We start from the raw sequence: 15782 nt of genomic DNA on the forward strand, positions 1-15782 counted from the left end.
TCGGTCACTCGGAATCGCTGCGTCGGGCCGCCTCGGCCAGCAGGGCCTCGACGTCCATGGCCATGATCGTTTCGCTCTGGTCGGCGGCCGTGTCCGGACCGGAGTCCGGGCCGGCGTCCGTGCCGGTCTCCGTCCGCGGAGTCCCGGCGGCGCCCTCCGGCGCCGCCAGCGCGAGGAGCGAGTCGAGCAGCCCGGCCTCGCTGACGCGTGCCAGCGTGAGGGCGTCGAGCGCCCTGCGGAACGTCTCCTCGTCGAGCCCGCCGGCCGGGGCGGCGGCCTCGGGGATGCCGGGGAGCAGTTCGGCGAGGAGGTACTTCGACAGGGCCACCGGGCTCGGGTAGTCGAAGATCAGCGTCGCGGGGAGCCGCTGCCCGGTCGCCTTGTTGAGCCGGTTGCGCAGTTCGATCGCGGTCAGCGAGTCGAAGCCGACCTCCTGGAAGGACCTGGCCGGGTCCACGGTGGCGGCGGAGACGTGTCCCAGGACCGCGGCCACGTGCGCGCAGACCAGGTTCTGGAGGAGGTGCAGCTGCTCGTCCTCCGCCAGGCCGGAGAGCTGCTGCTCCAGGCTCTCGTCCGCCGCCGGGGCCGCCGCGGCCCGCGCCTCCCGCGCCTGCCGGGCGGGCCGGGCGGCGTCCGGGGCGACCAGGCCGCGCAGCAGGGCCGGTACGCCGCCGGTGCGGCCCCGGAGGCCCGCCGGGTCGAGCCGTACGGGCATGAGCACCGCCTCCTCGGCGGTGAGGGCCGCGTCGAGGAGGGCAAGGCTGTCCTCCTCCGACAGGCCGACGACCCCGGAGGCGTTGATGCGGTGGACGTCGGCGCGGGTGAGCTTGCCGCCCATGCCCGCCCCGGTGTCCCACAGACCCCACGCGAGGGAGAGCGCGGGAAGACCCTCGGCGACCCGACGACGCGCCAGCGCGTCCAGATAGCCATTGGCAGCCGCATAGTTGCCCTGACCCGCACCGTCGAGCGTGCCCGCCATCGACGAGAACAGGACGAACGCGCTGAGATCCATACCCCGCGTCAGCTCGTCCAGGTGACGCGCCGCGTCCGCCTTCGGGCGCAGGACCACCTCCAGGCGCTCCGGCGTGAGCGACGACAGCACACCGTCGTCCACCACACCCGCCGTGTGGACCACGGCCGACAACGGACGCCCGGCCGGGATCCGGCCCAGCACCTCCGCCAGGGCCTCCCGCTCCGACACGTCCACCGACTCCACCACCACCGACTCCGCACCCAGCGAAGCCAGTTCACCGACGAGTCCGGGCGCTCCGGGGGCCTCCAGCCCCCGCCGGCTCACCAACAGCAGGTGCCGCACGCCGTGTTCCGCCACCAGGTGCCGGGCCACCACCGCGCCCAGACCACCCGTGCCACCGGTGACCAGCACCGTCCCCGCACCGCCGAACGACACCTCCCGCACCCCGGCCTGAGCCGGAGCCAGCCGGGGGGCCCGCACCTCGCCCCCGTGAAGGGAGAGTTCCGGCTCGCCCGAGGCGACGGCGGCGGGCAGGGCCCGCAGGGAGGCGTCGGATCCGTCCGACCGCACGAGGACGATCCGGTCCGGGTTCTCGGCCTGGGCCGCACGCACCAGGCCGGTGACGGCGCCGTCCACCAGGTCGTCGGTGCCGGACTCCGTCACCACGACGAGCCTGCCGCCCTCGTACCGACCGTCGGCGAGCCATCCCTGGAGGAGGCCGAGGACGCGCGCCAGCTCGTCCCGCAGCCCTCCTCCGCCCACCGGTACGAGCACGACGCCCGCGCCGGCGACGGCGTCGAGCCCGTCCGCCGTCTCCACGCCCCACTCGGCCGCCCAGGCGTACGACCCGGGGCCCACGAGCGCCCAGCGGCCCTCCAGGACCGCGGCCGGGTCGACGGACACCCCGGTCCACTCCGTGCGGTACAGGGCGCCCGCGCCGTCCGTCCGCCCCGCCGCCGCGATCTGGGCGGCCGACAGCGGGCGCGCCACCATCGAGCCGACCGACATGACCGGCAGGCCCGCACTGTCGGCGATGACGAGGGAGGACTCGTCGGGGGCCGCCGACGAGACCTTCACGCGCAGGGCGGTCACCCCCTCGGCGTGCAGGAACACGTCCGTCCAGGCGAAGGGGAGCGAGGCCCCTTCCGTGCCGCGCCGGGAGTTGTCGAGCAGTTCGGTCGCGTGCAGGGCGGAGTCCAGCAGCGCGGGGTGGAGGGCGAACGTGGCCGCGGCCCCGTGCGACGCCTCCGGCAGGGTGACCTCGGCGAAGACCTCGCCGTTCCGCTTCCAGGCGGCCCGCAGCCCCTGGAAGACGGGGCCGTAGGCGAGGCCGGCGGCGGCGAGTTCGCCGTACACGCCGTCCAGGTCGACGGCGACGGCCCCCTTGGGCGGCCACACGCCCAGACCGGCGGGGGCGTGCGGGGCCGCGTCGGTGAGCGCGCCGGTGGCGTGCAGCGACCAGGCGCGGTCCGCGGGCGCGCCCTCCTCCCGGGAGTGCACCGAGAACGGCCACCGGCCGCCCTCGTCGGGGTCGCCCACGGTGACGCGGATCTGGACCCCGCCGTGCTCGGGCAGGACGAGCGGCGACTGGAGGGTCAGCTCCTCCAGATGGGTCTGGCCCTTGTGCCGGGCCGCCCGGATCGCCATGTCGACGAAGGCCGTCCCCGGCAGCAGCACCGCACCGGCCACCGTGTGGTCGGCGAGCCAGGGGTGCGTGTCGAGGCCGACCCGGCCGGTGAGCAGGTAGCCCGCCGAGTCGGGCAGTTCGATGGCCGCGCCGAGGAAGGGGTGCTCGGTCGCCGCCTGCCCCAGCGAGGCGGCGTCACCGGGGGCGGCGACGGCGTCGAGCCAGTAGTGCTCGTGCTGGAAGGCGTACGTGGGGAGGTCGACGCGACGGGCACCGGTACCGGCGAAGAGCGCGGCCCAGTCGACGTCCACGCCGGCTTCGAAGAGGGCGCCGAGGGCGGTGAGGAAGGTCGTGGGCTCGTCGCGCTCGCGGCGCAGGGCCGGGACGAGGAGCGCGTTGTCGGGCTCCTCCAGGGACGCCTGGGCCATCGCGGTCAGGATGCCGTCGGGCCCGAGTTCGAGGTACGAGGTGACACCCGCGCCCTCCAGGGCGCGGACGCCGTCGGCGAACCGGACCGCCTGGCGGACGTGCCGCACCCAGTACTCCGGGTCCGTGAGGTCGGACGCCTCCGCGAGACGGCCGGTCACGTTCGACACGACCGCGATACGCGGCTCCGCGTAGGCCAGACCACGCACGACCTGCCGGAACTCCTCCAGCATCGGATCCATCAACGGCGAGTGGAAGGCGTGAGAGACGGACAGCCGGACCGCTCCGATCCCCTTCTCCTCCAGCACCGCCACGACCTTCTCCACGGCCGCCTCGGCACCCGAAATCACTGTGGAGGAAGGACCGTTGACGGCGGCTATGCCGACCTCGGCCTCGCGGCCGGCCAGCAGGGGAAGCACGTCCGCCTCGGCCGCCCGGACCGCGACCATCACCCCGCCGGAAGGCAACGCCTGCATCAGGCGGCCACGGGCGACGACCAGGTGACAGGCGTCCTCCAGGGAGAACACCCCGGCCACGTGGGCGGCAGCGATCTCGCCCACCGAATGACCCGCCAGATAGTCCGGCCGGACGCCCAGGGACTCAACGAGACGGAACAAGGCCACCTCGACGGCGAAGAGCGCGGGCTGGGTGTAGACCGTCTGGTTCAGCAGCTCACCGGAGCCCTTGATCACCTCACGCAGCGGACGCTCGAACGCGCCCTGCCCGTCCAGGAGTTCAGACACCTCGTCCAGAGCGGTCGCGAAGACCGGGAACGCGGCCGCAAGACCCTCCGCCATCCCCACCCGCTGCGCACCCTGACCCGTGAACAGGAACGCCAGCTGGCCTTCGAGTCGTCGGCCGGGTTCCATCCCGCCGAGCCCCTCGGTCAGGGCGTCGAGTCCGGAGCCGAGCACCACGGCCCGGTGGTCGAGGACCGCGCGCGTGGTGGCGAGCGCGTGTCCGAGGTCCACGGGAGAGGGGGCCGTCGCGGAGGCGAAGGCCCGGAGCTGGTCGGCCTGGGCCCGCAGGGCGGTGGGGGTGCTGCCGGAGACGATCCACGGCACCGGGACTCCCGAAGGCCACTCCCCCGCCGTCACCTCCGCCTCGGCGGACGGAGCCTCCTCGATGATCACGTGAGCGTTGGTGCCGCTGATGCCGAAGGACGACACGCCCGCCCTGCGCGGGGCAGTCCCGGACGCCTCCCACGGCCGGGACTCCGTCAGCAGCTCGACCTCGCCCGCCGACCAGTCGACGTGCGACGAGGGAGCATCCACGTGCAGCGTCTTCGGCAGCAGACCGTTCCGCATGGCCTGCACCATCTTGATCACACCGGCGACGCCGGCGGCGGCCTGGGTGTGTCCGAGGTTCGACTTGACCGAGCCGAGCCACAGCGGCCGGCCCTCCGGGCGCTCCTGGCCGTAGGTGGCGAGGAGGGCCTGCGCCTCGATCGGGTCACCGAGGCGGGTGCCGGTGCCGTGCGCCTCGACGGCGTCCACGTCGGCGGCCGACAGACCCGCGTCGGCGAGGGCGGCGCGGATGACGCGCTGCTGGGAGGGGCCGTTGGGGGCGGTCAGACCATTGCTCGCACCGTCCTGGTTGACGGCCGAGCCCCGCACCACCGCCAGGACCTGGTGTCCCTTCGCGCGGGCATCGGAGAGACGCTCCACGACGAGGACGCCGACGCCCTCGCCCCAGCCCGTACCGTCCGCGGCCTCCGCGAACGCCTTGCACCGGCCGTCGGCGGCGAGACCACGCTGCCGGCTGAAGTCCACGAAGGTCTCCGGCGTCGCCATCACCGTCACACCACCCGCCAGAGCGAGCGAGCACTCACCACGGCGCAGGGCCTGAATGGCCCAGTGCAGGGCCACCAGCGACGACGAGCACGCCGTGTCCACCGACACCGCCGGACCCTCCAGGCCCAGGGCGTACGCCACCCGGCCGGAGACCACACTGCCGAGGCTTCCGTTGCCGAGGTAGGTCTCCAGGTCCTCGGGGACCTGGCCGCCGAGGCGGGAGGCGTAGTCGTGGTACATGACGCCGGCGAAGACACCGGTCTGCGAACCCTTCAGCGACGACGGGTCGATGCCCGCCCGCTCGATCGCCTCCCACGACGCCTCAAGCAGCAGCCGCTGCTGCGGATCCGTCGCCAGCGCCTCGCGCGGGCTGATCCCGAAGAACTGGGCGTCGAAGTCGGCGGCGTCGTGGAGGAAGCCGCCCTCGTCGGAGTACGTCTTGCCGGGGGTGCCGGGCTCGGGGTCGTACAGGCCCTGGACGTCCCAGCCGCGGTTGGCGGGGAAGCGGGAGATGCCGTCGCGGCCTGCGGCGAGCAGTTCCCACAGTTCCTCGGGGTTGCGCACGTCGCCGGGGAAGCGGCAGCTCATGCCGACGATCGCGATCGGCTCGTCGTCCGAGACCGTGACGGCCGGCGGGTTCTCGGCGGCCGGGGTCTCGGCGCCGAGGACCGTCTCCTTGATGTGGTCGGCGAGGGCCTGCGGGGTCGGGTAGTCGAAGACGAGCGTGGCGGGCAGGCGCAGCCCGGTCTCGGCGTTGAGCCGGTTGCGGAGGTCGACGGCGGACAGCGAGTCGAAGCCGATCTCGGTGAAGGCCCTCTTGGGGTCGATGGCCGAGCCGCTCTCGTGGTGGAGGACGGCCGCCACGTGGGTGCGGACCAGGTCGAGCAGGGCCCGGGTGCGCTCGTCCGCCGGGAGGCCGGCGAGCCGCTGCGCGATGGGGGTGTCGGCCGTGGTCGTGGGGCCGGCCGCGGCCGCCCGCCGGCCGGGGGCGCGGACGAGGTCGCGGAGCAGGGCCGGCACGCCGCCGGGGCGGGCGCGCAGGTCCGCCGGGTGGAGGCGGACGGGGGCGGCGACGGGCACGTCGCTCGTGAGGGCGGCGTCGAAGAGCGCGAGGCTCTCCGCCGCGTCGAGTCCGATCATTCCGGAGGAGTTGAGCCGGTCGATGTCGGCGCGGGTGAGCTTGCCGCCCATGCCCGCCCCGGTGTCCCACAGACCCCACGCGAGGGACAGCGCGGGAAGACCCTCGGAGACCCGACGACGGGCCAGCGCGTCCAGATAACCGTTGGCAGCCGCGTAGTTCCCCTGACCCGCACCGTCGAGCGTGCCCGCCATCGACGAGAACAACACGAACGCGCTGAGATCCATCCCCCGCGTCAGCTCGTCCAGATGACGCGCCGCGTCCGCCTTCGGACGCAGCACACCATCCAGACGCTCCGGCGTCAGCGACGACAACACACCGTCGTCCACCACACCCGCCGTGTGGACCACGGCCGACAACGGACGCCCGGACGGAATCCGGCCCAGCACCTCCGCCAGAGCCTCCCGCTCCGACACGTCCACCGACTCCACCACCACCGACTCCGCACCCAGCGAAGCCAGCTCCTCCACCAGGTCCACCGCACCAGGAGCCTCCAGCCCCCGCCGGCTCACCAACAGCAGGTGCCGCACGCCGTGTTCCGCCACCAAGTGCCGGGCCACCACCGCGCCCAGACCACCCGTGCCACCGGTGACCAACACCGTCCCCGCACCGTCGAACGACACCTCCCGCACACCCGCCGAAACCCGCGCCAGACGCGGCACGAGAACCCCACCGCCCCGCAGGACGACCTCCGGCTCACCGGACGGCAGGATGTGCAGGGAGGCGTCGGCGCCGTCCCATTCGACGAGGACGAGCCGGTCCGGGTTCTCGGCCTGGGCCGCACGCACCAGGCCGAGAACCGCTCCGGTGACCACCGGGTCGGCGTCCGGGCCGGGGACGAGCACGAAGGCCGTCGGCCCGGATCCGTCGCGGTCCACCGTCTCCTGAAGGAGCGTCAGGACGTGGGCCAGGGTGGCCCGGAGGTCCGCTCCGTCGATCGGCACGATCACCGCGTCCGTGCCGAACGCGGCGGCCGGGGAGGCCGCGGGCTCGGCGGCCAGTTCCTTGTGGACGGGGGCGTACAGCGGGTCGGCGCCGGGGTTCGCCGTCTCCAGCTGGGCGGCGGTGACGGGGCGGGCCACCATGGAGCCCACCGTCATGACGGGCAGGCCGGTGCCGTCCGCGAGGAAGAGGGACGCCTGCTCGCGGCTGGTGACGGTGATGCGGACGCGCAGCGCGTCGGCGCCGTTCGCGTGGAGGGTGACGTCGTTCCACGCGAAGGGCAGCAGGGTGGCGTCGGTGTCGTCCGTGCCGCCGGCGCCGGTCTGGAAGGGCAGGTCGGCGGCCTGGAGGGCGGCGTCGAGGAGGGCGGGGTGCAGGCCGAAGCCGGCCGCGGCGGCCCGCTCGCCGTCCGGGAGGCCGATCTCGGCGTAGACCTCGTCGCCGCGCCGCCAGGCGGCGCGCAGGCCCTGGAAGACGGGCCCGTAGTCGTAGCCCTGCTCGACCATGCGGGCGTAGGCGCCGGACACGTCGAGGGGGGTGGCGTCGCGCGGCGGCCAGGCGGTGAGGCCGTCCGGGTCGTGCGGGGCCGTCGCGGGGGCGAGGACGCCCTCGGCGTGGCGGGTCCACGGGGTGTCGGCGGAGGCGCCGTCGGGGCGCGAGTGGACGGAGACCGTGCGGCGGTCCGAGGCGTCGGCGGGGCCGACCAGGACCTGGACGGAGACCCCGCCGTGCTCGGGGAGGCCGAGCGGGGCGTGGAGGGTCAGCTCCTCCAGGGTCTCGTGGCCGACGTGGTCGCCCGCGTGGACCGCGAGTTCGACGAAGGCCGTGCCGGGGAGGAGGACCCGGCCGCGGATGGCGTGGTCCGCGAGCCAGGGGCTGGTGCCCAGGTCGAGGCGGCCGGTGAGGACGACGCTGTCGGAGCCGGGGAGCTGGACGCCCGCGCCGAGGAAGGGGTGGTCGACGGGGAGCTGGCCGACGGCGGCCGGGTCGGTGGCGGAGCCGGCCGGCTCCAGCCAGTAGCGGCGGCGCTGGAAGGCGTACGTCGGCAGCTCGGGGAGCGGTTCCTCCCGGGCGGGGAACAGGCCCTCCCAGTCGACCTCGTGGCCGCGGGTGTACGCCTGGGCGACGGCGGTCAGGAACTGCCGGGCCTCGGGGCGGTCCTTGCGGAGGACGGTCGTGAGGAGGGCCGCGTCGGGGTCCTGGAGGCAGGGCTGGGCCATCGCGGTGAGGACGCCGTCGGGGCCGAGTTCGAGGTACGTGGTGACACCCGCGCCCTCCAGCGCGCGGACGCCGTCGGCGAACCGGACCGCCTGGCGGACGTGCCGCACCCAGTACTCGGGGTCGGCGAGTTCGTCGCCGGTGACGAGGGTGCCGGTGACGTTGGAGACGACGGGTGTCTCGGGGGTGCGGGCGCGCAGCGCGCTCGCGACGCGGCGGAACTCGTCGAGCATCGGCTCCATGAGGGGCGAGTGGAAGGCGTGCGAGACGGTGAGGCGCTTCGCCGTGATCCCCCGGTCGGCGAGGGCCGCGGTGAGGTCGTCGACGGCGTCGCCGGTGCCGGAGAGGACGAGCGAGGCGGGGCCGTTGACGGCGGCGATGCCCACCTCGTGCTCGCGGCCGGCGAGGAGGGGGAGGACGTCCGCCTCGCTCGCCCGGACGGCGGCCATGACGCCGCCGGCGGGCAGCTCCTGCATGAGGCGGCCCCGGGCGGCCACCAGGAGGCAGGCGTCCTCCAGGGAGAAGACCCCGGCGACGTGCGCGGCGGCGATCTCGCCGACGGAGTGGCCGGCGAGGTAGTCGGGGCGCAGGCCGAGGGATTCGGCGAGCCGGTAGAGGGCGACCTCGACGGCGAAGAGGGCGGGCTGGGTGTAGGCGGTCCCGTCGAGGAGGGCCGCCTCGGGGGTGCCGGGCTCGGCGAAGACGACGTCGAGGAGGGGGGTGTCGAGCTGGAGGTCGAGCAGGTCGGCGGCGTCGTCGAGGGCGTCGGCGAACACCGGGAAGGCGTCGTAGAGTTCGCGTCCCATGGCGAGGCGCTGGGCGCCCTGGCCGGTGAAGAGGAAGGCCAGCAGGCCCGGCTGGGCGCGGCCGGTGACGACGGCGTCGACGGGCACGCCCTCGGCGAGCGCGCCGAGGGCGGCCACGAAGGAGTCGCGGTCCTCGGCGAGGACGACGGCGCGGTCGTCGTGGGGGGAGCGGGTGGCGACGAGGGCGTGGCCGATCGCGGCGGGCGGTTCGGCGGAGCCGGCGGCGAAGGCGGCGAGCCGGGCGGCCTGGGCGCGGAGCGCTTCGGTGCCGCGGCCGGAGACGGCCCAGGGGGTGGGGACGCCGGCGGCCGGCGCCTCCGGCTCCGTGGCGGGGGCGGCCTGCTCGGCGGGCGGCTCCTCGATGATGAGGTGGGCGTTGGTGCCGCTGATGCCGAACGCGGAGACGGCGGCGCGGCGGGGGCGGCCCTCGGCGGGCTGCCAGGGGGTGGCTTCGGTGAGGAGCCGGACGTGGCCGGTGGTCCAGTCGACGTGGGGGGTGGGGGCGTCGACGTGGAGGGTCTTGGGGAGGGTGCCGTGCCGCATGCCCATGATGAGCTTGATGACGCTGGCGGCGCCGCCGGCGGCCTGGGTGTGGCCGAGGTTCGACTTGATGGAGCCGAGCCACAGGGGCCGGTCCTCGGGGCGGTCCTGGCCGTAGGTGGCGAGGATGGCCTGGGCCTCGATGGGGTCGCCGAGGGTGGTGCCGGTGCCGTGCGCCTCCATGGCGTCGACGTCGGCGGCGGCGAGGCCGGCGTTGGCGAGGGCCTGGCGGATGAGCCGCTGCTGGGAGGGGCCGTTGGGGGCGGTCAGGCCGTTGCTGGCGCCGTCCTGGTTGACGGCGGTGGAGCGGATGACGGCGAGGACGCGGTGGTTGTTGCGGCGGGCGTCGGAGAGCCGTTCGAGGACGAACATGCCGACGCCCTCGGCGAATCCGGTGCCGTCGGCGGCGGCGGCGAAGGGCTTGCAGCGGCCGTCGGCGGCGAGGCCGCGCTGCCGGCTGAAGGCGGCGAACATGCCGGGGCTGCCCATGACGGTGACGCCGCCGGCGAGGGCGAGGGAGCTCTCGCCCTGGCGCAGGGAGTGGGCGGCGAGGTGGAGGGCGACGAGGGAGCCGGAGCAGGCGGTGTCGAGGGTGACGGCGGGGCCCTCCAGGCCGAGGAGGTAGGAGAGGCGGCCGGAGATGACGCTCGGCGTGTTGCCGGTCATCAGATAGCCTTCGAGGCCCTCCGGCGCCTCCTGGATGCGGACGCCGTAGTCGTGGACCTCGGCGCCGACGAAGACGCCGGTGCGGCCGCCGCGCAGCGAGTCCGGGGCGATCCCGGCCCGTTCGAGGGCCTCCCAGGCGGTCTCCAGGACCTGGCGCTGCTGGGGGTCCATGGAGATCGCCTCGCGGGGGCTGATCCCGAAGAAGTCGGCGTCGAAGAGGGTGGCCTCGGTGAGGAAGCCGCCCTCGCGGACGTAGCTCTTGCCGGTGGCGTCGGGGTCGGGGTCGTACATGCCGTCGACGTCCCAGCCGCGGTCGCGGGGGAACTCGGAGAGGACCTCGGCCTCGCCGCGCACCAGCTCCCACAGGTCCTCGGGGGAGGCGACGCCGCCGGGGAAGCGGCAGCCGACGCCGATGACGACGATCGGGTCGTCGTCGTCGCCGGCGCGTTCGGCGGTGACCTCCTGCGCGGTCAGGCCGAGGGCGGTGGAGCGCAGGTGGCCGGCGAGGGCGAGCGGGGTGGGGTGGTCGTAGGCGAGGGTGACGGGCAGGTCGAGTCCGGTGGCGGCGACGAGCCGGGCGTGGAGGTCGACGGCGGCGAGGGAGTCGAAGCCGATCTCCAGGAAGGGGCGGCCGCCCTCGACGGCCCGGGGGACCTGGGCCCCGGCGTGCCGGAGCGTCGCGAGGACCTGCTGTTCGACGACGGCGAAGGCGGCGCGCAGCTGCTCGGCGGGGCGCCGGCCTGCCAGGTGGCGGGCCAGCGTGCTGTTCCCCTGCTCCGAGGTGCTGCCCGTCCCGGTGACCACGTTCTCGGACTCGCTCATTCCGCGCACTCCACTATTCGTTCGGTTTTCCGGCGGTCGGAAGATCGGGCAGAGGCCCTGGGACTCCGGGCGGAATTCGACTCACGCCCCGGCCATATGTCCCCAAGCTAATGACGGCGTTCGGTGGGGTCACACCCCTACGGCCCCCTACGGCCCCCCTACGCGGAGAGCGGGTGGCGGGGGGTGTCGCCGTCGAAGGTGCGCTGGACGTAGGAGAGGGCGGTGAGCAGCTCGCCGGAGGTGACGCGGCGGTCGCCCCGGCCCGGTGCGGCCCGGCCGATGGGCAGGGCTCCGGTGGAGGCCCAGCGCAGCCGGCCGTCCGTGTCGATGAAGCTGCGGGTCCGGCCGGCGTTGTCGGGGTGGACGCAGTAGGGGACGTCCAGGTATCCCCTTTTGAAGGCGAGCAGCAGGGCCTGGCCGAGGTCGTCGTGGAGGTTCACGACGGCGTCGACGAGGGCGGCCGCCTCGGCGTACGTCGGGGAGTCCGTGCCGATCTCCGTCGGGGTCCGCCGGAAACGGCGGGCGGTGTCCGACGCGTGTTCCAGCGCCGTGACGTTCTCCTCGATCGTGGGGATGCGGCGGGATTCCGCGACGGTCTTCACGATGATGCGTTCGGCGCCGGTGGTGGCGGCCAGCCGGGCCGCTTCGCCGAGGAGCCGGTAGGCGCCGGACTCGGTGGTGGGGTAGACGCCCATGTAGGTGTAGATGACGACGTGCCACAGGGCGTCCGGCAGGAGGCGGGCGCAGAGGGCGCGGAGGGCGGCGACGGCTTCGGCGTCCTGTCCCGGGTGGGTCTGCTGGGCGTAGCTGACGGAGATGCTGCGGATGCCGAGGCGGTGGAAGAAGAGCGCTTCGAGGGCGCTGATGGCGACCAGCAGGCTGGGCGGGCAGAGCTGTCCGAGCATGCAGCCGCCGAAGGACTCCAGGTGGGGTTCGACGCCCTGGCCGCGGAGGGCGGCGAAGAGGCGGGTGGACCGTTCCCAGGCGCGGACGGACTGGTCGAGGGGGGTCCGGCCGTAGGGGAGGCAGTACGAGACGGGGCCTCCCTCGGTGGCGGTGAGGCCGGCCCGGAGGAGTGCCTCGAAGATGTGGAACGGCAGGGAGGAGCCGTGCCGGACCTGGACGGGGAAGCCGGGTCCGTGGAGGCCGGCGAGGACGTCGCGGGTGGTCTCGGGGGTGTGGTTGACGATGGGGTAGCCGTTGATGCCGGCTCCCCGTCGCAGCGCCTCGTCGACGGCGGGCATGTCGCCGACGCGGGTGTAGCTGTCGAGGGTGAGGGTGCCGACGGTGGTGGCGCGGGCGTTCCGGGTGGCGGCGAGGCCGCGGCGCATGTGGCCGGGGTCGCTGAAGCCCATGCGGGGCTGGACGACCAGGTGGCCGGCTTCGTGGGCGTCGCGGACGAAGCGGCCGAAGTCCGGGTGGGCGTGCGCGACGCCCGCCCGGACGGCGGGCCGCGGTGCTTCGGTCACGTGAGGGCCCGCTGGGGCAGTGCCCCTATGAAGCGTTCGAAGGAGCCGAGTTCGGTCCTGCCGTCCTCGAAGACGGCGTCGAAGCCGGCGGCGACGAGTTCGTCGAGGGGGGCGTCGTCCTCGCCGCCGGAGATGCCCAGCTTGCCGCCGATGACCATGGGGGTGGCCGCGAGGGCGGGGACGGCGCGGAGCCTGCGGATGACGCGGAGGCCGTCCTGGTGGCCGTGGCCGTTGACGCTGCTGATGACGACGAGGACGGGGTCGTGCGCCAGGATCTCGGCTTCCAGGAGGGCGTCGGGGACGGTCGGGCCGAGGTTGACGACGTCGTAGCCGAGTTCCTCGACGAGCAGCTGGAGGAAGACCAGGTTCCAGGTGTGGGCGTCGGAGGAGAGGCCGCTGACGACGACGGTCTCGCGGCGCCCGGTGGGGGCGGGCGCGGTGGGGAGGACGGTGTCGGGGAGGCTCATACGGGGGTCCTGATGTGTTCGATGCGGGTGACGGAGACGGGGTCGGTGCCGCGGACGACGGCTTCGACGGGGGCGGGCCTGCCGAGGAACATCAGGAGGCTCGCCGTGGGGCCGTAGGCGCCCGCGTTGGGGATCTCGACGAGGTCGCCGCCGGTGAGCTCGGGGAGCCGCACGTCGCGGCCGAGGATGTCGCCGGGGGTGCACAGGGGGCCGACGAGGCTGGCCTTGTGCCAGTCGGTGGTGTCGGCGTCGGCGGGGTCGGGGCTGACGGCGACGGGCAGCAGCCGGCCGATGCCGGACATGCCGCCGAAGGTGTTGATGCCGGCGTCGAGGACGACGAAGGTGCGGCCCCGGCTCTCCTTGACGTTGACGACCTGGGCGAGGAGGGTGCCGCTGTCGCCGACGAGGTAGCGGCCCGATTCGCAGGCGACGGTGGGGAAGCCCTGGCGCCAGCGCGGGAAGTGCTCGTCGAGCGCCTCCTGGAGGGCGGCGCGCAGCCGGGGGTAGAGGGGGCGGACGCCGGGGACGGCGTAGGGGGCGGAGAAGCCGCCGCCGATGTCGAGGAAGCGGGGTTCGATGCCGGTCTCGGCGAACATCGCGGCGGCGACGGCGACGGTGTTGCGGAACTCGCCGATGAGGGCGTCCTCGTCGCGGGCGTTGCTGAGGGGGAAGAAGTGGGCGCCGGCGAGGCGGACGCCCTCGACGGCCCGCAGGGCGGGCATCAGGTCGGCGAGGGTCTCGCTGTCGATGCCGAACTGCGAGGGGGCGCCGGTCATGCGGATGCTGGTGGTGGCGCTGGCGGAGACGCTGTTGATGCGGAGCAGGGCGTCGGCGACGAGGCCGAGGCGGGTCGCGGCGGCGCCGATGTGCTGGAGGTCGGTGAGGGACTCGACGGAGAACATCCGCACGCCCTTGGCCAGCACTTCGTCGAGTTCGCCGTCGGTCTTGCCGGGGCCGGTGTAGAGGCACTCGGCGGCGTCGTATCCGGCGGTGAGGGCGGCGGCCAGTTCGCCGGTGGAGCTGATCTCGGCGCGGCAGGCGCGGTCCGAGCCCTCACGGAGCGCGCGGAGCACGTCCGGGTGCGGGTTGGCCTTCACGGCGCAGAAGAGTTCGAACTCCTCGGGCAGCGCGGCGAAGAGGTCGTCCCGGGCCGCCTCGACCCGGTCGAGGTCGTAGACGTAGAGCGGAGTGCCGTAGCGCTCCGCGAGGTCCGCGTAGCGGGTCACTGGTGGGTCCCCTCAAGGATCTCGGCGAGTTTCTTGCGGTCGTTCTTGCCGTTCGGGGTGAGCGGGATCGCGTCGACCACGTGGCAGACGGAGGGCACCTTCTGGGCCTCCAGGCGGGCGTTGAGTTCGCGGAGGACCTCGTGCCGGCCGCGGTGCGTCTCGACGAAGAGGACGAGGTCGCGGTCGCCGTCGGGGGGCAGCACGGCGGCGGCGCGCACGCCGTCGATGTCGGTGGCGGCGGACTCGATCTCGACGGTGCTCATGCGGACGCCCTTGCGCTTGAACATGTCGTCGCGGCGGCCGTCGAAGTACAGGTAACCGTCGGCGTCGAGCCGGCCGTAGTCGCCGGTGTGCAGGCGCAGGCCGCCGGCGGGGTGGGGGCGGAAGGCCCGGTCGGTCTGCTCGGGGTTGCGCCAGTAGCCGGGCATCACGTGCGGGCCGACGGCGACGATCTCGCCGGTCTCGCCGGCCGGCAGGGGCCTGCCGTGCTCGTCGAGGATGAGCACCTCGGTGCCGGGCAGCGGGAGTCCGACGGAGTCCGGCCGTTCGCGTTCCCGGTCGGGCGGCATGACGGTGATGCGCTTGCACTCGGTCTGCCCGTACTGGCGCACCACCCGGCTGCCGGGGAACAGGGTCCGCAGGGAGTCGATGGTGGACTGGGGCAGGGCGGCGCCGGTGTTGGTGAAGAGCCGCACCCGGGGGGCCGGTTCCTCGTCGCGCTCCGCGAGGCGGACGATCATGGCGGCGAGGGAGGGGACGATCGGGACGACGGTGGCCCCGGTCTCCCGGATGCGGCGCAGCAGCACCAGGTCGGAGGCGTCGTCGGCGAGGACGATCTCCGAGCTGCCGATGACGGAGAGCAGCACCTTGTAGAGGCCGTAGTCCCAGGAGAGCGGGAAGCGGCAGAGGACGACGTCGTCGGGGCGGTAGCCGATGACCCGTTCGATGGCCGCGGAGGCGAAGGTGATCTGGGCGTGGGGGCAGATCACGGCCTTGGGGGCGGCGGTCGATCCGGAGGTGTAGACGAGGACCGCCACGTCGTCGGGGGCGACGGGGGTGCGGGGGGCTTCGGCCCCGGTCTCGGCGTACTTGCGGACCTCGGCGAGGACGGAGTCCTGGTCGCGGACCTCGGCGCCGGTGAGGGCGGAGACGGTCTCCAGGGCGGCGGGGCCGACCAGGACGAGGGAGGGCTCGGCGTTCGCGAGGACGGGCGCGAGGTGGAAGGTCTTCATCCCGGGGTTGAGGGGGACGAAGACGACGCCCAGCATCGCCGCGCCGAAGAACATGGCGACCAGGTCGCGGGTGGTGGGGAGCTGGACGACCAGCCGGTCGCCGCGGCCGAGGCCCTGGTCCGACAGCCAGGCCGCGAAGGCGTGGGCCGCCGTCTCGGTCTCGGCGTAGGTCCACGTCCCCGAGGCGTCGGTGACGGCCCTGGAGTCGGGCGAGTCGGCCGCCGCCTCGGCGAGCAGTCCGTGGACGAGTCTGCTGCGGGGTGAATTCTCCGTACCGGCTGCCGCGCCGGTTATTCGGTCCCCGACGGAAAGGGGGTCCAAGGCCATTCTCCTGTCGCCGGCTCCGGGGTTCGTACGGGAATTCCCCGGTTACGAACCCCGAAATGGGGGAATCGGATCCCTGGCAACGCTAGTGCGGAGCGGCCCTGCACCCCCAC

General features: G+C 74.2%; 5 protein-coding genes. All 5 read right to left on the reverse strand.

Features of this window, described 5'->3' with window-relative positions:
- Positions 1-4: 4 nt before the first annotated feature.
- The 5 genes from IE326_RS01450 to IE326_RS01470 all read right to left on the reverse strand — a co-directional run bounded on the left by IE326_RS01450 (position 5) and on the right by IE326_RS01470 (position 15639).
- Positions 5-10951: a type I polyketide synthase gene (locus tag IE326_RS01450; RefSeq protein ID WP_190040591.1), complete on the reverse strand. Its 10947-nt coding sequence runs from the start codon at positions 10949-10951 to the stop codon at positions 5-7.
- A gap of 158 nt (positions 10952-11109) precedes the next feature.
- Positions 11110-12420, reverse strand: coding sequence for a methylaspartate mutase (locus IE326_RS01455; RefSeq protein ID WP_190040592.1), 1311 nt, complete (start codon positions 12418-12420; stop codon positions 11110-11112).
- Positions 12417-12887: a cobalamin B12-binding domain-containing protein gene (locus IE326_RS01460; protein WP_190040593.1), complete on the reverse strand. Its 471-nt coding sequence runs from the start codon at positions 12885-12887 to the stop codon at positions 12417-12419. Before IE326_RS01460 ends, IE326_RS01455 begins: the two co-directional genes overlap by 4 nt.
- Complete coding sequence (locus IE326_RS01465) at positions 12884-14113, reverse strand: type III PLP-dependent enzyme domain-containing protein (protein ID WP_190040594.1); 1230 nt, start codon at positions 14111-14113, stop codon at positions 12884-12886. The genes IE326_RS01460 and IE326_RS01465 overlap by 4 nt, the downstream gene beginning before the upstream one ends.
- Entirely contained in the window at positions 14110-15639 is a 1530-nt protein-coding gene (locus IE326_RS01470; protein WP_373310218.1) for an AMP-binding protein, read from the reverse strand. Before IE326_RS01470 ends, IE326_RS01465 begins: the two co-directional genes overlap by 4 nt.
- Between the last annotated feature and the right edge of the window lie 143 nt (positions 15640-15782).

Source organism: Streptomyces filamentosus (assembly GCF_014654895.1).
In the GTDB taxonomy this organism is placed as follows: Bacteria; Actinomycetota; Actinomycetes; order Streptomycetales; family Streptomycetaceae; genus Streptomyces; species Streptomyces filamentosus.